Consider the following 22,669-nt stretch of genomic DNA (forward strand, 5'->3'; position numbering starts at 1 on the left):
TTCAGGATAAAGGCGTGTCAAGTCGGTCGAACGGAAAAAATCAGGGCTATTCGGCGAACCTGTTCGGCGCAGGTGCCCCTCAACACTTGACAGCTCCGTATAATCCCGGCGCTTACTCCTGCTCCCACTTCACATTCAGGCCATGCTGGTCGATCAGCTCCCGGACACTCAGGTCCAGCATGGTCTGGTCGAGTCCGGACGGGTTGGTGGCCGTCAGACTCACGTCCAGACGGACGTCACCTTTGGCATCCTTCAGCGCTTCAAACAGATCGACGAGGTTGTGCACCTGGGCAAGGGGCATGCCTGCCAGGGTCAGTCGCACCTGGGTGACGGGAGCTTTCGGGTCCGGCTTCGTGTCGGTTTCAGGCTTGGGGTCGGGGTCAGGAATAGGGTCGGGCTTCGGAGGGGGAGGGATGACGGGAGGCGCAGGCTTCGTGGGGATGACGCCGGGACGACCGAGCTTGTAGTTCTCGTTGAAGAAGATGTCGCCTTCGGCAGCCGGGCGGTTGCGGTCCCAGATGTTCGGGAACTCCCCCACGAACTGCCCGAGTTCAAACAGGCCCTGTTGGATGCCGCGCACGATGGCCGCTTTGATGGCACTTTCGGACTCGACGAAGGGCAGGTGCGGCAGACGAGTGAAGTAGTCCCGCAGCTTGCCGAGTTCCAGGTAGGTCTCGTCGGCAGGCCAGAGCTTCCAGGGGCCCTGCAGCAGGAGTGCCGGATCCATGGCGGAGATGAGCAGATCCTCCTGGCGCAGCAGGTCGGTGACTGCCGCCTCCAGGGTCGACTTCGTGCGGACATGGGCCGTGATGTCGATCTCCCGCCACACGGCCGCGCCGTCGTCCCTGACGGTTGGCACGAACAGGGACGTGTAGGCCGCCTTGGTCAGACTGGGCACCATCTCCGTCTGCTTGGCCAGCCGTTCCTTCAGATCGGCCTTCTGCTCCGGGCTGAGCGTCAGGGCGCGGTCCTTCTCGATGTCCTGCAGGGCCAGCAGCGTCCTGGCCGCCTCGATTGCCCGGCTGAAATCACCGCCCTTGCCGATGACGTAGACCAGCGTGTTCTTGTGAATGCGGGGGCTGCCGCTGGTGTTCTGCTGAATGCCGCTCAGTTTCCGGTCGCGGCTTTCCTTATCGTCCAGCGGAGCGTCTGGACCCAGCAGAACCAGCTTGAATCCCGCGCCATCGGGCACGTCCTTGTGGCTGTCCGGCCAGACGTAGGGTTTGAACAGGCTGGACCCACTGGCCTTCTGCGCGGCGTCCCTGACGAAATCCTGCGCCCGTTCACGCTTGACCTGCGCGGTACGGTCGGCCAGCACGCTGTTCAGGTTCGCCTGCGCCCGGAAGACGAACGTGCCATTGGCATGCATGTAGTACAGACGGTTTTTCAGTCGGTCCAGGGCGTCCGTGATCAGCATCGGGGTGATGCCTTCCGGGTGCAGCAGCGCCAGGTTCAGGCCCGGCTTGGTGATGCCCTTACGGTCGCCGCCCGAATGGGACGCCATGAACACGGCGCTTGCCACGGTCTGCGCCAGCCGGAACTTGGCGTAGTTCCCCGCCTGCTCCTTATCGATCTGGTAGGAACGGCCATTCGGGGCGCTCAGGTCACTCGCGAGTGCGCCGCGCCATTCCGCGTCACCCAGCGTCTGGGTGACCGTCGCCTGCATTTCCCCCTGCTCCAGGCCCACGTCACCCAGAGAGATCAGTGGCCGCGCTGCGCCGGACAGGTACCCGTGCTCGATCACGCGGGCCAGGAGCCGCAGCACGCCACGGGTCTTCTGGAAGCTCTGCATGCTTCCCCACTGCTCGTACAGCAGGTCAATCAGTTCCGGGTGGAACGGGAAGGCCCGCACCATCTTCTTGCGGTACTCGGCACTGCGAGCTTCCACCGGCAGGTCATCCTTGTGCTCGTCGAACAGCCGACTGTACTCCCCTGCCACCTGCTCGGCCACCTTGATATCGATGGTGTCGAAGAGACGGCGACGGATTACCTCGTAGATCTCCTCGCCCTGAACGGGAACACGCACGGCCTGCACGCGCCCGAAGATCTTCTCCAGACGGGCGAAGACTTCCGGCGACTCCTGATGGTCGTAATACTCGATGTGCGACTCGGGGAAGGTCGTGACCAGCGCCACACCCTCCACACCCGCCACCGCTTCGGTCAGGCTCTGGAGGAACGCGAACGTCTGCGCCTGCAGCGTGGTGCCCTCCACGCGCCGCCCCGCTGCTTTCACCTGATACACCAGCAGCTCGTCCATCAGGATCAGCGAACTGCACTTCTGACCCCGCACCAGGTTGAACAGGTTGATCAGGGTGTCCTTGCTGGGCGCGATGCCAGAGGCGTCCGCGTCACTCAGAAGCGCGTAGCCGTCCTTCCCACCCAGCTGGTAGGCCAGTTCACCCCAGAGGGTCCGCAGGCTCAGGCCATCTACCTTGCGCCCGTTCGGGTCCAGCTGCGTTCCCACCAGGACGGCCAGTCGGCTCCGGGGCACCTCCGACAGCTCCGCCACCTTGAGAATCGCTGCCCGGTCCGCTTCCTCGATATCCGCATGGTGCTTGACGAGGTGATACAGCGCGATCAGAGCGTGCGTCTTCCCTCCCCCGAACGGCGTGCGCAACTGAACCACCGATTCGCCACCCGTCCCCGCCAGCCGCTTCAACGTGTCGGCCAGCACGCTCGTCAGCTCCCTGGTCAGGTACGTCTTCCTGAAGAACAGGTCAGCGCGGCGGTACTCCGGCGGGGCACTGCCATCATCGCGGACCACATCGTCCAGTTTCGCCGCAAAGGTGTTCTCGTCGAACTGCCCCTTACGGATGTCGTCATGCGGCTGAGCGTTCTTCCACCAGGGCTGCAGCGACGGATCAGACACAACCTTCGCTTTGTCCTTCTCGGACTTGGTGCCTGTGAGGATGGCGTCCCGCAAAGCCTTGACCTCGGCCGCCTTCTTCTCCTCGTTCATCAGCACGAGAAGGCGGGCCATGTTGTCCAGCGCACGGTAAGCGTCATCATCCGAGACGGGCTTCTGGTGCGCGTAATCGTGCCGCACCTCGGCAATCTCCTGCGCCCACGTCACAGCCTTGCTGTGCTGATTCCCGAACACCTTCTTGAAGATGTCCTTCTGCCGCAGGATCACATCCCCGAAGTGGGTCACGTCAATCAGATCTTCCGGTGCCTTGACGCCCCCAGCCTCGATGGTCTTCATGACATTGGTCTGCTTGACCGGCGTGAGGGAATCCACGAACTTCTCGAACCAGGCCTTCCCTTCCCCGTATTCGGCCTTGAGTTTGCCACTGACGAACTTCCGCACGGCCTGGGCGTACTCGAAGACCGCCTTGCCGAATGCTTCCTGCACTGCGCTCATGCCTGTCCCCCAAAGAGTGTTGCAACTGCGCTGCCGCTTGGCTTCGGCAGGTTCTCGCGGACGGTCAGCAACTCATGCAGCACCCGGCCGTCGTCCACGCCTTCCTGCACCTCAGCTAGGGCCTGCATGGTCTGCCAGAAGGATTCCTCCGGCAGGTAGCCCACCGCCCCCAGATAGTCCGACACGGCCTGACGGCTCCCGCCACCGAGCAGAGAGACCGCCTTATGCATGGCGTCCACCATGGGCACCTTCTCGCCGTTCTTGCTGAGGCCCAAGTTCTTGTCCTTGCTGCGGACCTTCACGCCCTGCACGGCTGCCTTGTCGCCTTTCACAGTCACCAGCCCGGCAATCTCGCCCAGTTCGATGCCCACCGACTGCGCCAGCTTGCGGGCCTCGTCGGACGGCAGTTCACTGCCGTACCCCCACAGCGACAGCAGCGCAAACTGGGTCGGCGCGTCCACCGTGCCCAGGCTCCTGGCCCCCAACACCTGCTCCAACGCGAACTCCATGACGATTTTACGAACCTCGTCGAGGAACTCGCCTACGGTCACAACCTCGCCACTCATGCGGCGCACCTCATCGTGCTTGCTGTACGCCTCCAGCCCTGGCCCGATGGCCGACATGAAAAAGTCCGCCCCCCGAATGCCAGATTCCCAGAACTCGGCCAGTTGAGGTTGGATGGCCGCAATCATGTCGCGGCGAACCTCGTTGAAGTAACCAACGCCACCGGAAGTGCGCTTGGTGCAATTCAAGAACGTGGAAGATGCGAGCATGGTACGGCCCTCATTGGCAGAAATTTTCGAAGCCATTTCAGTTCTCAAAGGCCAAGAAGATTCAACGACAAATCCTGCTCCAATCAAAGCACTGATAAGTGTTTCCCATGCCTCTGTAGACTTATGCGCAAAAACTATGGTTGCTTCTCCATCTGGTTTCAGAACCCTGTGCATCTCCAAAAACGCACTTGCCATTGTACGCTCAAAGAAGTTTTTCGCAGCTAGAATATCGTCATTGTGCCTTGCTGGGTTCTGAATAGCCTCTTGCGCCTTAGGGTTAGTGGAGTACGGAAATGCTCAGGATAATTATGCCCAATAGATCGTTTCATCCAAACATAGAAGAAGTCGGATAGCTCGGCGTAGCTAATTGCGTCATAGTATGGGGGGTCAGTTATAATTGCGTCTATTTCTCCGTCATCGAACGGTAGTCTAGTTGCACTGCCTCGAATGGATTTTGCTGGCGACGTACTTGATTTTGATGTAGATACAATTACCCTCTCAACCCACTCAACCGCCCCCTCCCAGCCTCCGGAAGAGGTGTTCAGGGGATTGACTTCGGCATAATCCCACACCATAGGTATTGCTTGCCGACTAAAGGTATTGATGATTGTTTCATACTTTGTTCCATTATCCCAGCGGCAAAGCATTGAGCACCTGTCAGCCAATCTGTCAACTATGATTCCCAGATAGGTTGCTATCGCAATAGAGTACTCTTTACTTTGGCTGACAGAAACCTTCTCCTCTGCCTGTTTGGAAAAATTGATGAATGTTGAAATAGATAAGAGCTGCCGATCATTGAAGATTTCGCGCCAAGAAGTAATCCCATAGATTGGAGGACGTATTTCACGGCGCCAACCCTGCATTGGCTCGTTTGGAACAGCCAGAGGGTCTTTAATCAAATAGTCTTCCAAATTTTTTTGGGCATGCGCAAAAGTCTCAGCGTCAGACTGTATAGATTTTCTGTATATTTTACCTGATCGACTGGAATCGGTTGTAATTGCTACAAGTAGTTTCTGTCCCCAGGTTTTTGCTGCTGCCTGCTGGCGTACGTCCTTCACAGTGATAGTTGTGCCACAGACAGGGCAAGTGGCATTACCATCTTCTACCGTGCCCGTAGATGGCCATTTCTCATCCTTCGAAACGCCTACTACTTCAGCCTCAATGTTTCTTGTCTCTGGGTTTGATATCAATTTGTAAGCGGATTTACGTCCAGGCTTCTGTGCCAACCATTGCTGTTTCACCATCGGCACTTCGGCACGGCAGGCGGGGTTAGTACACGCCACCGTCCTCGCCCATAGGTACGCCACGGGCACTTTGCCGTCCTCGTCAGGTGGGTAAAACTCGGCCAGTTCGGCGCGGGCCTTCTCCAGCACCCATTCACCCCAGTAGCGCACGTCGGTCGCCAGCGGGTTCTTCTTGTAATCCTGCTCCCATAAACCCTCGCTGCTGCTGAAGTCAAAGCCGACCTGCCGGGTGGCCTTGCCTTTGTTCTTTGTGCTCACCTTGCCCTGGGCCTCGGCCTGCACCTGCCGGTCCTTCTCGCGGATGTAATCGGGCACGGGGCGGCTGTTCGGCTGGCCGTACTTCTGCGGGAATTCCAGAGTGGCCTTCTGTATGATGTGCGCGACCGGATTCAGGTCCAGCGAGTAGACCTCGCAGCCTAGGCGCAGGGCCTCCAGCGGAATGGCCCCACCACCGCCGAACGGGTCCAGGACCTTCGGCGGTACACCACCGTTGGCCTCCAGCACCCGACGACGCGCTTCCAGGATGTCCTCGTTGTTGCCGTCCTTGACTGCTTCCCAGGGGACGATTTTCTTGACCAGTTCGTAGTTTTCGTCAGTATCGGGCACCAGCGTGGCGAACACGGCGGCGCGACTGGCCGCGAGGGGGCGGCGGGCCCACCAGATGTGCAGGGTGGAGATGTGGCCGTGACGGATGCTTTTTTCACGCGCTGACTCGGTGCTGATCTCGGCCAGCGGCAGGCGATGTTCAATGAGACGCTTGTAGGCCATGTTCAGCAGAATACGCGTGTACAGCACACGATTTCCGGGCAAACCCTTCAATGCGTCACGCCCACCGGGCAGGTGGGCGCGTGCGGGCTACGTGGGGTTACTTCTTGTTCTTGATTTCGGTGAGGAGCCGGATGATCTCGGCGTTCTGCTTCGCCTGGATGTACAGGAGTTGCACGGTCGCTTCGTTCGCGACCTGAGAGGTCTGCGGAGCACTCTTGGAGTAGATGAGGGAGAGGTTGTAGTCGCTCAGAACGCTGTTGGCCTCTGAGATGAAGTCGCTCTGAGTTTTGCTCATAGCCTTGGTGGTTGTGGCTGAGCTGAGGGCTTGGCCGATAGCAACTCCGCCAGTGAGGAGTCCGAGGGCCAGGGCAACGGTCTTGATCTGCTTCATCTGGCGGACTGTAGCAGCGGGCGTTCTGCTCCGTTGCCTCACTTGCGTGGATGGCGGCTTTCGTTGACGAAAGAGAGGGCGAGTGGGGTTCTGGGGGCAGTTGCGACTGACGCCGAACCTGAGACTGTCCCACTGTGTCTCACTTGGCCAAGCCACTGAGTTATGGGCATGAGCCAACATGCTGAGACTTCAGCCATGCCCAAATGTCTGCACCTCATCTGTGTGCTGCACTGTGTGTATCGAGGTGAGACAGGAAGATATGGATACTTATGGGCGTTTGCCCATAACTGGTGATGCCCATAACTGGCGCACGCCCAGGATGGTTATTCGGCCTGCTGGTTGAGGCGGTAGGTGGTGCCGCGCTTCTCCCCTTCCTGAACCAGCGTGCCGGTCCGCGTCAGCCGTTTGAGCAGGTTGGTAGCCGATGTGTCAGTGAGTTCCGGGAGCAGGCTCAGAACGTCTGCGCGCCGGATGACGCCGTGCTCGCGGAGGAACTGCAGCACGCTCTGCTCTTGCCGGATGGCGTCAGGGCCTCTCCTGCGGCTGTACTCGGCTTTCTGTCCCAGTCGCTCGTACAGGCGGGCACTCAGGTGGTAGGTGCGGTGCCGTTTGCTGCCTTTGGCCTCCAGGAGGCCGCTCTGCATCAGGTGTTCCAGCAGGGTGCGAGCCTGATGTTCATTGCCCCGGATGAGGGCAGCAGCTTCGGATGTCGTGATTTCCCCTTCATCCTTGGCAGTTCGCAGGATGAGCAGGTGCCGCCAGGACAGGTCGCGTTGCCGGTTGTTCTGCGCGTCGATGGTGAGGCGCACAAAGTCGACGTCGGGTTGTCCGCCCGGTAGGAAGATACGGACGGTGGTGGCGTCGCTCACGTCGTACGTGGGCGCGGGACGGCCGGTGCGGAGGATCGTTTCGTAGATGCGGTCGACGCCACGCCCGGTCCGTTCGGCCAGACCAAGTCTCCGGAAGGCGTCGGCCAGCAGGGGATTCCGGGCGCGTGGCTCTACGGTGAGGATGTTCTCCGTGGTCACGCCTTCGGGAAGACGGCCTGGGTTGCTGATGAACATCCCGCCGACGCCCTCGTCAATTCGGACGTAGACCGTGCCGCGTTGCGTGTAGTCACGGTGCACCAGGGCGTTGGCGAGGGCTTCGCGGAAGGCCGCAGCGGGGTATGGGGGGACGGGAATGCGGCGGAACCCCAGGTCGAATTCCTCTTCGAGGTTGAGGGGGACGAGGTACTGCCCGAACGCCTCGAACAGCTTGACGAGTGGCTGCCGGGTGAACTGATTGAGCGGATTGGCCAGTCGTTCCGTCAGGAGTTGGAAGGCCGCCTCGTGCGTGGGAACGTGGGCGCGGATGGACGCTTCACGCCCGGCCAGCAGCAGGCCCGTCAGGGTGGGTCGCGGTTCACCCTCGACCGTGACGGCCAGATTGAGGGCTCCCGCGAGTTCATGGTCTTCCAGTCCACGCAACGCCGGGTCTGCCTTTGGGTTGTTCTCCACGTTCTGCCGGAGCCGTTCGATCTCGATGGGGTCGAGGTCGTTCCAGGTGGCTCCAGCTGGGATGTGGGCACTGAAGTCGGCGGCTCCCGTGTCGATCCGGTAGTGAATCCAGTCGTTCGGGAGGACGGTCACGCATTCGGGTCGGCCCTGGCCGCCGATGACGCGTTTCTTGACGATGCCTTCGGAGGTTGCCGTCAACCCGCGAGCCTGCGGAACGTGAATGACCGCGACCTGATGACTGTCGAGGGTCATGAGGCTGACGGGCGCGGACAGGTGAGTGCTCGTCCGGTTGGCGATCAGTGCCTCGATGCCCGATGAGGTCATCGGTTCCTTACGCTGAGGGTTCAGACCGGTGATGCGGCCGTCATCTTCCACCCCGAGGAGTAGGCTGCCGCCTTGAGCGTTGGCGAGGCAGACGACAGCCTCAATCAGCTTGAGGAAGTGCAGCCCGCCCTTTTCTTCGACGTCGCTCTTGAATTCGACTGTCATGGTCTCGCCGCCCGCAATCAGTTCCCGCAGTTCCTGCTCGGTCATTGGCATTCAGCATACTGGCGGGTCACAGCAGCCGCTGGCGTGCCCTGACTTTCTGCATGGCTTCCAGCAGGCCGTCTTCTGGGTCATCTTCATTGACGAGTGGAACGAAGAACTGGGCGCTGATACGGAATGGATCGCGTGCCAGGTAATCGTCGAACGCCACCAGGGCAGGGTGGGTTGCTTGTTCTGGCGTCTGCGCGACGTGTTGCCGCTTTTCACTGAGGAACTGCTGGAACGCTTCGCTGAACCGCCGGGCGAAGTTCTCGCGCAGGTAAGCATGCTCGGCCTTGAGTTGCTTCTCGAACCGTCGTCTCGCCTGCTGCTCGACCTCGCTGAGGAAGCCTTTGACCAGTTCCATGTCTTCCGTGCGGAGTACGAACAGCCCCCGAATGCCAGGAACGGCTTCCAGCAGGGTGTTCAGGCGGCGGCGTTCGAGGCGGACGAAGTTCTGGAACTGCTGCGCGAGCTGAGAGACGTCTGGGTCGATGTACTCGACGCTGGGGTACTTCACGCGGTTCATCTGTGCCTGGGCGCTGGCGTGTCCGAGTGACTCGGGGGTCATGGTGTACTGCCCGGTCAGGAGCCGGAAGGACAGTCGCACAGCCAGCACCCCCAGGGTGGAGTTGTTGATCAGGAGCTCGTTCAGACGTTCGCGTTCCTTCACGAGCGCGTCGATTTCCTGCTGGATGACGTTGATGTCGAATGGTCGGCTGTCCTGCCACAGGGATTCCAGCTTGGTCATGGCCTGCGGGGTCATGGGGTGGGGGCCACTCATGGCTTCCACCTGACCATGCCGGGCCGTTCCATGCTCGCCCCGTTGACTGAGGTTGGCACTGCCGAGCCAGAGAACCCCCTGCCCCTCGTGTTCGCGGGCATACACCTTGGCGTGAAGTGTGGGCATGCGCTGGACTTCCACCCCCCACTCGGTGAGGTGCTGTACGGCTCTCATGTCACTCCTGCCAGTCAGGAAGTCCTCAGCATCTCCCCGAATGAGCAGGCGGTCGCCTTTGTTCACTAACCCGCGCAGGTCGGTGTCCTGGGTCGTCAGCCAAGGTGTGATCAGCCAGCGGCGGCCTGGACCATCCAGGTCAGGGAGAACGGCTCGCCAGCCCTGTGCGAGGTGAATCAGGTCAGGCGTGAGACTGGGTTCCTCTGGTTGCGCTCCGGCAGGGACCAGAACGGTGTCGAAGAGGCTGTGTTGGTTGTTCACGCGTGCTCCTGGGTGGCCTCGCCTGCACGTTGCCATTCGTCCGTGGGAATCACGTAGTGCAGCACCGTGACTTCCTGGCCAGGGGTGAGTCTGGCCGCCGGATCCTGAACGATGGTCAGGGTTGGCTTGGCACTCAGCGCGTGAGTCACCACGTACAGGTAGTACGAGTCGCCCAGGCGCCCGGCAGTGATCCACTCGTTAGGTGTCAGCACGACTGGTCCGACACCTGCCCGTCCTTTCACTTCGATATGGCGCAGGGCGGTCGGTCGCCCGTCGGGAAGCAGGGTGGGGTGAGCGCTGCGGATGTCGTATCCGACGTTGTCGGCACTGACGTCCACGGGTACCCGACCCTGCGCACGTTCGTAGGTTTCGGTCACGCGCATGCCTGCCAGTTCCACGGCTTTCCGAACAGCCGGATCGTCCTCTTTGGGCAGGTTCTGTTCGGCTGGGCGCAGGGGCTGGAGGTGCGCCACGGCCAGCAACTGGGCCGGTTCGGGAATGAGCTGGGATTCCTGTTCGAGTTCGTTCGTGAAGCCCTGCTGCCTTTCCTGGAGATGGCGGAGTCGGCGTTCCTCCTGCGTGACGGCGAGCTTCATGTCTTCGCCCTGGGCCGCTTTGAGTTTGTGTTGGGTCAGCTTTCGGGTGGATTCGCGGATGAGATGCTCAAGACTGCGGGTGCCGTACCGCCGCCGGATATCGACCTCTCGCAGGCGGTCCTGCCGGACCTCGTTCTCGTAGGGTTCCAGCTGGGTGTCGAGCAGCCAGTGCTCCAGTCCATCGGCAGAGTCTTCCGGGAACTTCAGGCCGTCCGGCGTGGTGGCTGGGAGGGCGTCCACCAGAACGCGTGGAGACACCAGTGAAGGCTCCTGCCCGGCGGTCTGCTGCACGGCAAAGAGGCGGCGTGACGCGGTAGTGCCCCGTCCGTCGACCACAGCAAGTTCGTAGAACCCGAGCTGGGCGGATTCAGTCAGGCCGTCCAGTTCAAAGGTTGCGCCCTGCTGCATGACCGGCTGAGCAAGCGCCAGCGTCTCTTGAAGGACCAGGTCGAAGAGTGGATGACCGGGTGCGAGAAAATCAGCGTCCAAGTTGGCGCGTTTGTCGAACGTGGTCTTCGGGTACTCACTACGGACGTTGTGGGCGCGGCTGCGCAGGTCGTACGGCACCCGCATGCTGTACAGCCCGTCCTGACGGAGGGTGGCCTTGCCGCTGAGTTTTTCCAGAGCCTGCACGAAGAACCGGGCGGTGTACTCCGGCTGGATGCGGGTCAGTTCGCTCTGCTCGCGGTCGGCCCGCAGGCGTGAGAGATCGACGTCCCGCTTGGCGAGCGCTTCGAGGGTGACTTCCCGCAGGTATTCCACACGGTCGGGTGACAGCCGTGCCTCCACCATGGCCTGAATCTCGGCCAGGCTCCGGCGGCCCAGCAGGTGTTCGAGCATTAGTTGCTCCAGATCCACGTCCCCAAGCAGTTCTCCCACCACGTCGTACACCCGGTCGCTGCCGAGTTGCGCCCGCATCGCCTCCAGTTTCTGGAGGACCAGGGTCAGCACGTCCCCTTCCCGCGTGCCTTCGGCAATCAGGTTATGGATGTTCACTTCGAGCTTCTGCCCGTAGCGGTGAATGCGGCCCATCCGTTGTTCCAGTCGGGTGGGATTCCAGGGGAGGTCGTAGTTGACCATCACCGAGCAGAACTGAAGGTTGATACCTTCCCCGGCGGCTTCTGTGGCGACCATCACCTGCGCGGAGTCGCGGAATTCTCGTTCGCGCCCGACCCGTTCTTGCAGGTTCATGCTGCCGTCAATGTGGGTCACGGCGTAGCCCTGCTTTTCCAGGACACCGACCAGGAAGGTCAGGGTGTCCTTGTGTTCTGTGAAGACCAGCAGCTTCTCGCCCTTGAGCTGGGTCAGCACCTTGAGCAGCTGTTGCAGCTTGCGGTCCTGCTCCATTCGGGCCAGGGCCCTGGCCTCCCGACTCAGGGATTCCAGTTCTCTGATTTCGGCTTCCAGGTCGGGGAGGTTGCGGGCGAGGGTCAGGCGCTCGGCAATGCGGTCCTCGATCTCCCAGCGCTCCTCTTCGGGAAGGTCTTCAAGTTCCTCTTCGGTGTACCCGAAGTAAGGATCTTCTTTCAGGCTCTGCACGTCGTCCCGCAGAGCCTGGAGCCGCTTGAGACGGTTTTCGAGGGAGCGGCTGATGGCGTAGGAGCTGCTGGCCAGCCGCCGCTGCAGCACGGTCATGGCCAGGCCGATGTTGCGCCGTTTGTCGTCCCAGGCTTTCCGGAAGTGCTTGGTGACGTAGTCGGTCACGTGGTCGTACAGGGTCCGCTCACTGACTGAAAGGCGGAACTGCGGCGTATGAACGTGCCTGGGTGGGAAGATCGGCTTCCCGTCGAAATCCGTCATGTCCTCTTTCAGGCGGCGCAGCATGATCGGGTTCTCGCCCTTGTTGGCCGCTTCGCGGAGCAGACCTGCGGTGGCAAACAGGTCGGGTTCCAGCAGGTCGAGCAGCAGCCGGAACTTCTCATCGTCCCCCTGGTGAGGTGTAGCAGTCAGGAGGAGCATGTGGGCGCTGGTCCCGGCCAGCACCTCACCCAGTTTGTACCGCTGGGAGCGGCGAATCTCCGAGCCGTACTTGGTGGCGGACAGGCGATGAGATTCGTCCACGATGACCAGATCCCAGTGCACCCGCCGCAGGTTTTCGAGGTGTTCGTCCCTCTTGGCGAAGTCGATACTGGTGACGACCAGGTTCTCCTGCTCCCAGGGATTCTCTCCGTAGGACAGGGCCGCGACATCCCGGTTGATGACGTGGAAGGTCTCCCCGAACTTGTCCTGCATCTCGCGCCGCCACTGGTCGGTCAGGTTGGCCGGAGTGACGATCAGAACGCGGTCGATCAATTTACGGTACCGCAGCTCCTTGAGGAGCAGACCGCTCATGACCGTCTTTCCGGCGCCGGGATCGTCGGCCAGCAGGAACCGGATGCGGGGCCGTTTGAGCAGGACGCCATAGACGGCCTCCAGCTGGTGCGGCAGCGGATCGATGCGGCTGGCCGATACAGCGAAGAACGGATCGAAGGTGTAGCCAAGCTGGATGCGGCGGGCTTCAACACCCAGCGCGAACAACTCGGGGTCACCCTGGAAGTCCGTTCGGGTTTCGGCGATCAGTTCCATGAGGCCCGTCATATCCGGTTGACCCAGCATGCGTTGATGGATCCGGTGGGTCGTCAGGCCTTCGGCCGTGACCTTGTAGCGTTGTCCTGCTGCTTCTACTCGAATAACCCGGACTGGCTCAGGAAAGATAGGAGAACGGAGGGGCCGGTCCAGCAATCGGTCGAATGGGGGCATGGAACACCTCACCTCAGAGAATCACAGTTTTCCTTCTCGGGCGAGCAACTTTCTCCATGGACAGGCCGTTGCGGAGGATTGACAGAACCCCCGGCAGCGAACGATACTAATGGCTCGAACTTGTGACCGTGACCGCACGGTGACAAGAGATGTGGAGGCGTTCCGGCTGTGCCCGTCCTACTAAGGAACGTCCGTAAACCCCGAAAGTTAGCCGGTAAGGCCACCGAGGCAGGACAACGGAAGAGTAAGCACTGGGGCGTAGGGCGCAAGGTGCTGAGAAACGTTGAAAACCCAGTAAGCGCGTCGGAAGGCCTCATGGCCTCCGCGATGCTGGAGCGTGGACTCTCAGAGTTCACCACCTGACTTCGGACCATACCCAAGTCACCAGTGCATCCCAGATGCACCGTGGTGAGTTTTCACGCTCCTGAGCATCCCGGCGCACATCTATTCGCCGAGAGCCGCACTGGCTCGCCCAGACTCAAGGAGCGCCCATGTTACTTACCCAGCAGCAACTGAACGACCTCGCCACCCAACTCGACATTCTGGACGAATACCAGTACGAAGAGGAGCAGCAGTTGCGCCTGACCCTCTCTATGTCACGGGATTCCGCTGACATCCAGCAGCAATCGGCCTCGGCCCTGCGCGGAATCCAGGACGATCGCGCCCACACCCACCGACTCAGGCACCTTCTCCTCACCGGTCAGGAGTGGCCGGTGTCCATGGATGAGCGTGCCTATGACGCGGCAGACGACGAAGCGTCGATCTCCCCAGAGAGTCACTCAGAAACGCCGCTGTTCTGAACTCGCCCACACACCCTCACATTCCAGGAGACTTTCATGCAGAACACCGCCGCCCACCTGACCATTCTCAAGCACGCCGTGAGCGTCGTCGATGAGCTTGAGCACTACGTGCTCGCCAACATCAACACCACAGACGCCTTCCTGGATACCCTGGTGACTGAAGGGTTCAGTCTCCAGCGCATGATCGACTTTCAACAGGAGCGGGTCCGTCAGGCGCAACAGGTGCTGACGGTACTCAGCTCTCTTCCCAGCGTGACGTCCCGTGAGGCGGTGAACCATGTCCACGAATAAGGAACTTCAGGCTCTTCGGGAGAGACTCCTCTCGCACGTTCCGATCCTTCAGCAGGTGCAGGCTGATCTCAGCGTCTACCTTGAGTGCCTTCAAGACCGACATGACCAACTGGGCATCCGCGTCAGTCGACTGGAACGGCAGGTGGACGCAATCACCAACCCGGAAACTCCGAAGAACCGCAGGCTGCTCAGCAACTGGGAAACCCTGAGTGACGCCCATAGCGAGTCGGAGGGTGTCCTAGACGACCTGGAGAATCTGGTGCTGGAGCCTCTTCGGGAAGTACAGGAAACGCTGCACCGACGCGTGAGCTGACTTCACCCTCCCGTCTTCTCTTTGCTCTGACGGTCCCCTGAGTTGCCCGTAAACAGTGCCCGCTCCAGGCGTTCCCCGATGGGGCGGGCGCGTTCACTGGCTATCTCAAACATGGCCTTCAGGTCATCGGGACGAGTCTTGTACCCACGGGCTTTGAATTCAGCTCCAACGGCACGCCCCAGCTCTTTGACCTCAGTCGCGAAGGCCTGATCCTTCAGGAGGCCCTGAATGCCCTTCAACGCTGCTTTCTGCTCGGACCGGTCGGGCATGCGGTTGCGTTCATAGAACATGGCGGTCACGTACCCGAGCAGTACCGTGAATCCAAACACCGTGAACGGTCCCAGGCCGAAGGTGAACCCCGGCACGAACTTGTACATGGCTACCGTCAAATGCTGGGCAGCGAACCCGAAGCCCAACGTGCCGATCAGTTTCACGGCCGCGTCCTGGCCAACGCTTTGACCGTAAGTCTGTCCTATCCGCACCACCAGCCAGATCTGCATAGGAGCAATCAAGACGTTGTCCGCGAAGGGGAGTGGTTGTGTGGAGACGAAGCCTCCAACTGTTCCCACAAGAGCGCTGAACTTCAGGGCCTCAATCCTGAGCTTCCGGCGCTCCTCTTCTGTCGCATGAAGCAGACGCTCGTGCTCCAGCCGCTCAGCTTGCACTTGCTTGCTCCGTTTGGCCTCCTCCGCAGCGCGCTTCGCTTCCGATTCAGAGACTGCTGCGTGTCCCTGCGCCGTCCGAGCGAAACGCGCCGCTGACTCCGCCGTCGAATAGGCGTTGGTGGCTGCCTGCCAGGCCTCGCCGGTCTGGACTTCGAGATCATCCACGCGGTCAGTGAGACCGGCGACCTGATGTGTCGCCTGCCGGGCCTGAACGGTCGCCTGGGTGGCGATTTCTTCCACCGCCGAGAACTGCTGTTCGAGATGCTGAACGCGGAGGCTCAGCGCGGCGAGTTCGCTCTGCAAGGGAGCGAGCGCCTCGTGACGCACCGTATCCAGTGACGCAGACTGGACGGTATGGAGCTGACGGCGTTCACGCTCCAGTTGCTCAATGCGCTCGATCAGGCCAGTCACGTGGGACTGCATGACCTCATTGGTGTCGATCACAGGGCTGTCCACCAGCCCCTGTACCATCTGCCGAGTGGCAGCGAGTTCCTGCTCCAGTTCAGTCACGCGGCGTTCCGTACCCTCTGCCAGGCGGAACATGGCATTCACGTCCTCCGTAACGCGGTCGAGGCCAACCTGAAGCATGTCCCGGATCCGGTCCGCACTGATGTGGGGTGTCAGCAGAAACACGTGCATGACGAGCAGTTCAGCCCTGGACTGAAAGGCAGCCCCCGGCAGCACCCGCAGATCGGGGAAGTCCGGCACGTGGACCTCCACCGGCTCCAGGGGAAGGCCGAGCAGTTCGAAAGCTCCTTCGGTGTTGGTCACTGTTTCAAAGACCGTGCCTGAGCGCAGTGCAGTCACCTGAATTCGGGCATGTGCCAGTGGCGACTGGCTGTCGAGCAACTGGGCGAACCCCTGCACGGACAGCCGTCCGAGGGGTTTGGCACCCAGAGCTTCTCGCAGTTGTTGCACCTCTGTGGCGGGCAGCGAGGCTGACACCTTGGATTCCCGGTCCGTCAGGATGCTTTCCAGAAATTCGACACCATGAATCACCTTTGCGTAACCGACATCGTGCCACTTCTTCGGGTTCATGCGGCGGGGCGGCGTACCGAACCAGTTGTTGGGGTTGTACTTCTCAAGTACGACCCACGGGAACACTGCTCGCGCCAGTCGAGGAAACTGCTCCATCAGGATCGATTTGAACGCGTCGGTGCTGTTCACCACCTGCTCTGCAGGCGACTCGTTGCCGATTCCGCCACGCATCGGTCGACTACCCTGCAACCACGTCCCATCAGTGGCGATCTTCACTGGAGCCTCTGACCGCTTGAACTCAAGGACGTGCACGGCCCGTTCCGTCAGCACAATCGCGTCCAATTCACGTGCGGTCAACCGAGCCACAGGCCGGACGTTCACGATGACGTTCCAACTGGCAGGAAGTCCCTTCAGCCGGTCCAACGTCTCAGGCATCAGATCCATGACACCGTTGTTGCCGTAATAAACGTTCGCCATGCAGAATCAGTTCTCACTCGATGTGCGTTCAGTCAGGAGTGCTTTGGGAAGGGAGATATGGGCAGCCATCACGCCGTACTGTATTAAAGAACTCACCTCCGCGTCTCCGCAAAGTCGGCATTCACTGAGGCCTCCAACCTGCAGGCCGTGAGAGCGTAGCCAGAACCGGGAACTCCTGTTCAAGTTGCTGCTTGCGGCTCTGGTGAGCCTGGAACAGCCGCTCCAGCTGCGGGCGGCCATCCTCCTCTTCCATCTCGGGATGCGGACTGAGGAGGTCGCTAATCGCATTGATGTTCAGCAGAGTGCTGAGATAAGCCTGTTTGGTCACCGGATCAACATCTATACTTTCCAGGCGCGAGCGTATGGTAGCGACATCGAAAAATTCTTTCATGTGGACTCCTTGTACAGCAATTCGGCCGGCCACCATGCGGCGGCCAGTCGAGAAAGAAACGAACTGGTATGCTCTCAACGGGCTCACAGTGGGTAGTAAGCCGGGGAGATCTACCAGATTACCTGAGTGCTTCTATTGTATCGACGCGCACCAACGAAGGCGGAGCGTCTCATAAATCAACAGGGCGTAGAATCGTCTGCCCTCCAGGCAGTTTGACGATTTGAGATTCCCGATTTATACTGTCGTAGACGGGATATTTGCAGATGGTGGAGCAACGAATTTCTGAAAATCGTTGGGTCGCCGGTTCAAGTCCGGCCCTGGCCACCATCAAGAAAGTCCCCCATCCCAGCGGTGGGGGTTTCGTTGTGCCGTTCGGGCAGCGTGGCCCTAGGCAGCGGGGCGGCGGGCGCGGATAATGCCCGGCGAGCCTGCCTTCCGTGCAGGTTTCCCCATCACTGGACGACCTGTGCTGTCGTCCCGGCCTGTCCGTACCAAGCGGCGGGACCGTCAGGGAGAGAACATGACGAACACTGTGAACACGCCGGCCACCGCCGGGGCCGACTGCGGCCCCCAGAACCCCGGGTTCGACCGCCGCTACGACGTGCAGGGCCTGGACGCGATTGACGTGGCGGTGCTGGGCACCTTCCCGCACATCCGCGAGGACGACCCGGTGCGGTACCCGGGCGAGCCGATGCAGATCGAGATCGTGACGGACGAGTTCAGTCCGGTGTGCCCCTGGAGTGGCCTGCCGGATTTCGGGCGGCTGGAGATCCGGTACCTGCCGCGCGAATCCTGCGTGGAACTCAAGAGCCTGAAGTACTACCTGACCAGCTACCGCTTTGTGGGTATCTACCACGAGCACGCGACGCGGCGGGTGCTGGCGGATCTGGTGAACCTGCTGAACCCCCTGAGCATGGAGATCCGCTGCGATTACGGCATGCGCGGGGGCCTGAACACGATCTGCACCGTGCGGTACGTCGCGCCTGACCATCAGCCCAAGGGGGCGTAAACGGATGCCTTGGAAACTGAGTTCGGAGTTCACGTTCGATTCGGCGCACGTGATCACCGGCTACGACGGGCCGTGCGGGAGGCTGCACGGGCACACGTACCGCGTGCGGATGGAACTCACCAGTGACCGCCTGCGCCCGAGTGCGCACGTCAAGCGCGCCATCATGGTCGCGGACTTCAAGACCCTCAAGTGGGCCAAGAAGGACGTCGACGCCGGTGGCCTGGATCACGCGTACCTGAACGACCTCCCGGACCTGGGCGACGACACCACCGCCGAGGTCATCGCCGCGTACATCCACCGCAAGACCATGGACCGCGTGCGCGCCGACCTGCCCGAGGGCGACGACGGCGCGGACCTGCGCCTGCACGTGACGCTGTGGGAAACACCCGACAGCTCCTGCGAGTACTGGGAGTGAACGGGTGAACTATCCCGTCTACGAGCGGTTCTACACGTGGCAGGGCGAGGGGGTGCACCTGGGGCGCGCGGCGTACTTCATCCGGCTGTACGGTTGCCCGCAGGCCTGCCCGTGGTGCGACAGTGCCGGAACGTGGCACCGGGAGTACCGTCCGGACGGCGTGACCCTGATGAGCGAAGGCGAACTGGCCGACGTGGTGCGGGCCGAGAGTCCGGACGGCGCGGTGGTCGTCGTGACGGGGGGCGAGCCGATCCTGTTCGACCTCGCGCCCCTGACGGACGCCCTGCACGCCCTGGGTCGCCGGGTGCACATCGAGACGAGCGGGATCGCACCGCTGCGCGGCGGGCTGGACTGGGTGACGCTGTCCCCGAAACCCTTCGGGCAGCCCCCGCTGCCGGACGTCGTGGCCCTCGCGGACGAGGTGAAGATCATCGTCCACGACCCCAGCGACATCCAGGCCGGACTGGACACCCTGACCGGCCTGCCGGACGACGCGGTGATCTGGCTGCACCCCGAGTGGAGCAAGGCCCGCGAACGGGACCTGACCGTCCTGAACGCGATCACGCAGGCGGTCAAGGAGAACCCGCGCCTGCGGGCCGGGTACCAGATGCACAAGCTGTACCGCGCCGACGACCTCGACGCGCACAGCGACAAACGCCTCATCCCCCTCGGCGGGAACGCGGCCCTGGGGTATTGAGCTTCTGGAGCCCTCTTCCGTGGGGAGAGGGTTGGGTGAGGGGTCTTTTGGAGGTTGGGTATGACTGAAGGCAAGAAGCGCGCGGTGGTGTTGCTGTCGGGTGGGCTGGATTCGAGCACGGTGCTGGGCATGGCGACGCGGGACGGGTATGCGTGCACGGCGTTGTCGTTCCGGTATGGGCAGCGGCATACGGTGGAGCTGGAGCGGGCGGCGACGGTCGCGGCGCACTTCGGGGCTGATCACCGGGTAATTGACATCAACATCGGGTCGTTCGGGGGGAGTGCCCTGACGGACGAGTCGATGGTGGTGCCGACGGACGGGACGGAGGACGGCGTGATCCCGCCGACGTACGTGCCGGGGCGCAACACGGTCTTTATTGCCGTGGGTCTGAGTCTCGCGGAAGCTATTGATGCCGAGCGGGTGTTCCTGGGGATCAACGCGGTGGATTACAGCGGGTACCCGGACTGCCGGCCGGAGTACCTGTCGGCGTACCAGACGCTGGCGGACCTGGCGACGAAGGCGGGCCTGGAGGGGCGTGGGGCGGTGCTGACGGCGCCACTGGCGGAAATGACGAAGGCGGACATCGTGCGCGAGGCGCTGGCGGTGGGCGTGCCGATTGACGTGACCTGGAGCTGTTATCAGGGCGGCGAGGAGCCGTGTGGGGTGTGCGATTCGTGCCGCATCCGGGATAAGGCGCTGATCGAGGCGGGCCGCCCGGACCTCGCCACCACCTACGCACAGGCGCGGCTGGCGTAAGGAGGCGGCTGGCGGAAGTCGACACTTCCTCTCCCGGCCCACCCCATGCCGCCTCATCAGACAATCCGCGCACCGGGGTCTGTTTTAATGGCGGGCATGTCCGACCTCTCCCCTGCCGCCACGCCGCACGACGCCCCGCACGACCCCACGCCCCGCGAACTGGGGTTCGGTATGCCGGCCGAGTGGGCCGAGCACGCCGCCACCTGGATGAGCTGGCCCGCCGACGACGACCTGTGGTTCGGTCATCTGGAGGGCGTGCGCGCCGAGTTCGCCGGGCTGGTGCGGACCATCGCGCGTTTCGAGCCGCTGCACCTGCTGGTCCGCGATGAGGAGAGCGAGACTGACGCCCGCGCCCGCCTGGACGGCGCGAACGTCACCTATCACCGCGTGCCGCTGGACGACGTGTGGGTGCGGGACAACGGCCCCATCTTCGTGAAGCGTGAGGGCGATCTGGCGCTGACGGACTGGCAGTTCAACTCGTGGGGCGGGAAGTTCAACTGGGATCACGACAACCTCGTGCCCGAGTACGTGGCCGGGCACCTGGGCACGCAGCGCTGGGCGCAGCCGTTCGTGCTGGAGGGCGGCGGCCTGGAAGTGAACGGGCTGGGCGTGGGCCTGACCACCCGCTCGTGCTTCCTGACCGACACCCGCAACCCCGGCCTGACCGAGGAAGGGTACGCGGCGCTGCTGAACGACACGCTGGGCGTGCGCAAGCTGCTGTGGCTGGACGGCGGCCTGGAGAACGACCACACGGACGGGCACATCGACACCATCACGCGCTTCACGGACGAGCGCACCATCGTCACCAGCGTCGAACCCAACCCCGAGGACCCCAATCACGCGGTCATGGCGAAGAACCTCGCGGACCTGCGCGCCATGACCGACCAGGACGGGCAGCCCTTCCGCATCGTGGAACTGCCCCTGCCCGCCACGTACCTGGAGGGCGCCGAGGGCCGCCTGCCGCCCACGTACGCGAACTTCTACATCGGGAACGGCTTCGTGGTCGTCCCGCAGTACGGCGACCCGAACGACGCCCGCGCCCTGGAGGTCCTGACGCCGCTGTTCCCCGGCCGCGAGGTGATCGGCCTGAGCAGCCGCGCGATCATCGAGGGGGGCGGCAGCTTCCACTGCGTCACGCAGCAGCAGCCCACCGGGACGCCCTGGCAGCAGGACGCCTGACCCATGCCGTTCCAGCCGCTGCCCGGGGATCAGCCGAGCTGCACCGTGGAATGCCCCGCATGCGGGCAGCGCTGGCTGGTCTATCAGCAGCAGCTGGGGCTGCTGGGCTCCTGCCCGGCCTGCGGCGCGGCCCACCCGAGGTACATGGGGGGTGTCGCGCCGGGCAGCGGGCGGCAGGTGTCGTTCGGGAGTTTCCGCGACCTGCTGGATGAACCGCGCCTGCTGACCCTGATCGGGCAGGCGCTGGGCCTGCGCCCGCTGGACGCCGAACGCTTCGTGGACGCCCAGGGCCGCGAGGTGTCGCTGGAGGACATCCATTTCACCCTTCAGGGGAACGCAGAGTGGCAGGGCACGCTGTACAACCTGCACATGAACCGCGTCCGCTGACCGCGTGTGCCAGAGTGTCGGCGTGACTGACCTTGACCTGGGCAGCGGGTACTCGGCCCGCCCGATCTCACTGGAGGCGTACCGCGAGGCGTGCGCGCGGCTGGAGGACCGGATCTTCGGCGGGAATTCGCTGTACGCCTTCGATCCGCCGGTGCGGGCGGCCCCGCCGCTGGGCGACTCGTGGAACTGGGGCGTGTACCAAGGCGCGGAATTGATCGGCTGGCATCACGCGCACGCACGGGACGAACGGACGGTGTACATGGCCGACACCGGGCTGCTGCCGGAGCATCAGGGGCGCGGGGTGTACTCGCGGCTGCTGCCGCACCTGCTGGACGCGTTCCGCGCGGCGGGCTTCACGCTGGTCAAGAGTCACCACCGCGCGACGAACAACGCCGTGATCCTCCCGAAGCTGCGGGCCGGGTTTCACCTGCAGGGCCTGAACGCCTACGAGGGCGGGGTGAACGCCGCGCTGACCCTCAGCCTGGACGACACGTACCGGCAGGCGATGCACGTCCGCAGCGGCCTGCGCGCGCCCTCAGGTGAGGCGGCGCGGCGACTGGGCGTCCCGGACGAAGGACTGCCCGGTCTGGCCGACGCGCCCGGCCTCCCCCTCCCGGCAGAAGCGGAGGCGGGCGTGGACCTGGGCGGCGGATACCGCCTGCACCGCGTGCCGACCGCCACGTACCAGGGGGTCTACGCGCAGCTGGAGGCCAGCGCGTACGAGACGGACTCGTTCGACTGGGGCGACCGCGAACCCGCCCCCGCGCCGCACGGCCCGCTGTGGAGCTGGCTGATCAGCCACGCGGGGCAGGTGGCCGGGTGGCAGATCAGCCGCGCGTGGGATACCCGCACGGCGTACATGGTGAACACCGCGCTGCTGCCCGCCCACCGGGGACAGGGGGTGTACACGCGGCTGCTACCGGTCGTGCTGGACGCCCTGCACGGCGAGAGTTACGCCCTGGTGCGCAGTCACCATCACCTGACGAACAACGCGGTCCTGATCCCGAAACTCCGCGCGGGCTTCCGCTTTCAGGGCGTGCAGATCGACGAGCACGGCGTCATGGCCGTCCTGCTGCGCAGCGCCGACCCGGCGTACGCGGCGTACATGGACCGCCGCAGCGGCCTGACCCGTTAGAGCGTTTGTCATAAGAATGCCGATGGATGGGCGTGCCGGAACCACCCAAAGATGTTTTGAG

The 22,669-nt window shown here is 62.7% G+C and carries 19 protein-coding genes; 10 read left to right on the plus strand and 9 right to left on the minus strand.

Translation table 11 applies throughout. The annotated features are described in order from the left end of the window. Window positions 1-112: 112 nt before the first annotated feature. The 7 genes from IEY70_RS17415 to IEY70_RS17445 form a co-directional block, all read right to left on the minus strand. A complete protein-coding gene (locus IEY70_RS17415) occupies window positions 113-3,361 on the minus strand; it encodes a DUF499 family protein (protein ID WP_189066307.1) in 3,249 nt (1,082 codons plus the stop codon). Continuing rightward, on the minus strand, window positions 3,358-4,170 hold the full coding sequence (locus tag IEY70_RS17420; protein ID WP_189066308.1) for a hypothetical protein: 813 nt from the start codon (window positions 4,168-4,170) through the stop codon (window positions 3,358-3,360). The genes IEY70_RS17415 and IEY70_RS17420 overlap by 4 nt, the downstream gene beginning before the upstream one ends. Window positions 4,171-4,355: 185 nt before the next feature. Further along, window positions 4,356-6,146 carry a DUF1156 domain-containing protein gene (locus tag IEY70_RS17425; protein WP_189066309.1) on the minus strand — a complete coding sequence of 597 codons (1,791 nt, stop codon included), beginning with the start codon at window positions 6,144-6,146 and terminating at the stop codon, window positions 4,356-4,358. A 97-nt stretch (window positions 6,147-6,243) separates the two neighbouring features. Next, window positions 6,244-6,537, minus strand: coding sequence for a hypothetical protein (locus IEY70_RS17430; RefSeq protein WP_189066310.1), 294 nt, complete (start codon window positions 6,535-6,537; stop codon window positions 6,244-6,246). Window positions 6,538-6,860: 323 nt separating this feature from the next. After that, entirely contained in the window at window positions 6,861-8,570 is a 1,710-nt protein-coding gene (locus IEY70_RS17435; protein WP_189066311.1) for an RNA/DNA-binding domain-containing protein, read from the minus strand. 22 nt (window positions 8,571-8,592) lie between these two features. Then, window positions 8,593-9,471 carry a phospholipase D-like domain-containing protein gene (locus IEY70_RS17440; RefSeq protein ID WP_189066312.1) on the minus strand — a complete coding sequence of 293 codons (879 nt, stop codon included), beginning with the start codon at window positions 9,469-9,471 and terminating at the stop codon, window positions 8,593-8,595. A 305-nt stretch (window positions 9,472-9,776) separates the two neighbouring features. Further along, on the minus strand, window positions 9,777-12,953 hold the full coding sequence (locus tag IEY70_RS17445) for a helicase-related protein (protein ID WP_229778032.1): 3,177 nt from the start codon (window positions 12,951-12,953) through the stop codon (window positions 9,777-9,779). 653 nt (window positions 12,954-13,606) lie between these two features. Between IEY70_RS17445 and IEY70_RS17450 the strand changes: the two genes are divergently transcribed. The 3 genes from IEY70_RS17450 to IEY70_RS17460 are packed head-to-tail and all read left to right on the plus strand — an operon-like array spanning window position 13,607 to window position 14,519. Further along, window positions 13,607-13,915 (plus strand): hypothetical protein, encoded by a 309-nt coding sequence (locus IEY70_RS17450; protein ID WP_189066314.1) that lies wholly within the window; start codon window positions 13,607-13,609, stop codon window positions 13,913-13,915. 36 nt (window positions 13,916-13,951) lie between these two features. After that, window positions 13,952-14,206, plus strand: a complete 255-nt coding sequence (locus tag IEY70_RS17455; RefSeq protein ID WP_189066315.1) for a hypothetical protein — start codon at window positions 13,952-13,954, stop codon at window positions 14,204-14,206. Continuing rightward, complete coding sequence (locus IEY70_RS17460; RefSeq protein WP_189066316.1) at window positions 14,193-14,519, plus strand: hypothetical protein; 327 nt, start codon at window positions 14,193-14,195, stop codon at window positions 14,517-14,519. Before IEY70_RS17455 ends, IEY70_RS17460 begins: the two co-directional genes overlap by 14 nt. Before the next feature lie 2 nt (window positions 14,520-14,521). Here the strand turns inward: IEY70_RS17460 and IEY70_RS17465 are convergent, their stop codons facing one another. Together IEY70_RS17465 and IEY70_RS17470 are read right to left on the minus strand one after the other, a co-directional pair. Next, window positions 14,522-16,639: an NERD domain-containing protein gene (locus IEY70_RS17465; RefSeq protein ID WP_189066317.1), complete on the minus strand. Its 2,118-nt coding sequence runs from the start codon at window positions 16,637-16,639 to the stop codon at window positions 14,522-14,524. Between the two features lie 121 nt (window positions 16,640-16,760). Continuing rightward, entirely contained in the window at window positions 16,761-17,030 is a 270-nt protein-coding gene (locus tag IEY70_RS17470) for a hypothetical protein (protein ID WP_189066318.1), read from the minus strand. A 520-nt stretch (window positions 17,031-17,550) separates the two neighbouring features. Here IEY70_RS17470 and queF point away from each other — a divergent pair. The 7 genes from queF (at window position 17,551) to IEY70_RS17505 (ending at window position 22,608) form a co-directional block, all read left to right on the plus strand. After that, entirely contained in the window at window positions 17,551-18,039 is a 489-nt protein-coding gene (gene queF, locus IEY70_RS17475) for a preQ(1) synthase (RefSeq protein ID WP_229778034.1), read from the plus strand. Window positions 18,040-18,043: 4 nt separating this feature from the next. After that, window positions 18,044-18,454 carry a 6-pyruvoyl trahydropterin synthase family protein gene (locus IEY70_RS17480; RefSeq protein WP_189066319.1) on the plus strand — a complete coding sequence of 137 codons (411 nt, stop codon included), beginning with the start codon at window positions 18,044-18,046 and terminating at the stop codon, window positions 18,452-18,454. 4 nt (window positions 18,455-18,458) lie between these two features. Next, on the plus strand, window positions 18,459-19,151 hold the full coding sequence (locus IEY70_RS17485) for a 7-carboxy-7-deazaguanine synthase QueE (RefSeq protein ID WP_189066320.1): 693 nt from the start codon (window positions 18,459-18,461) through the stop codon (window positions 19,149-19,151). Window positions 19,152-19,211: 60 nt separating this feature from the next. Next, a complete protein-coding gene (queC, locus tag IEY70_RS17490) occupies window positions 19,212-19,907 on the plus strand; it encodes a 7-cyano-7-deazaguanine synthase QueC (protein ID WP_189066321.1) in 696 nt (231 codons plus the stop codon). A gap of 96 nt (window positions 19,908-20,003) precedes the next feature. Beyond that, window positions 20,004-21,086 carry an agmatine deiminase family protein gene (locus tag IEY70_RS17495; RefSeq protein WP_373290813.1) on the plus strand — a complete coding sequence of 361 codons (1,083 nt, stop codon included), beginning with the start codon at window positions 20,004-20,006 and terminating at the stop codon, window positions 21,084-21,086. 45 nt (window positions 21,087-21,131) lie between these two features. Further along, window positions 21,132-21,473, plus strand: coding sequence for a hypothetical protein (locus IEY70_RS17500; RefSeq protein ID WP_189066323.1), 342 nt, complete (start codon window positions 21,132-21,134; stop codon window positions 21,471-21,473). A gap of 22 nt (window positions 21,474-21,495) precedes the next feature. Beyond that, window positions 21,496-22,608: a GNAT family N-acetyltransferase gene (locus tag IEY70_RS17505; RefSeq protein WP_189066324.1), complete on the plus strand. Its 1,113-nt coding sequence runs from the start codon at window positions 21,496-21,498 to the stop codon at window positions 22,606-22,608. Window positions 22,609-22,669: the final 61 nt, after the last annotated feature.

It is taken from the genome of Deinococcus seoulensis (assembly GCF_014648115.1).
In the GTDB taxonomy this organism is placed as follows: domain Bacteria; phylum Deinococcota; class Deinococci; order Deinococcales; family Deinococcaceae; genus Deinococcus; species Deinococcus seoulensis.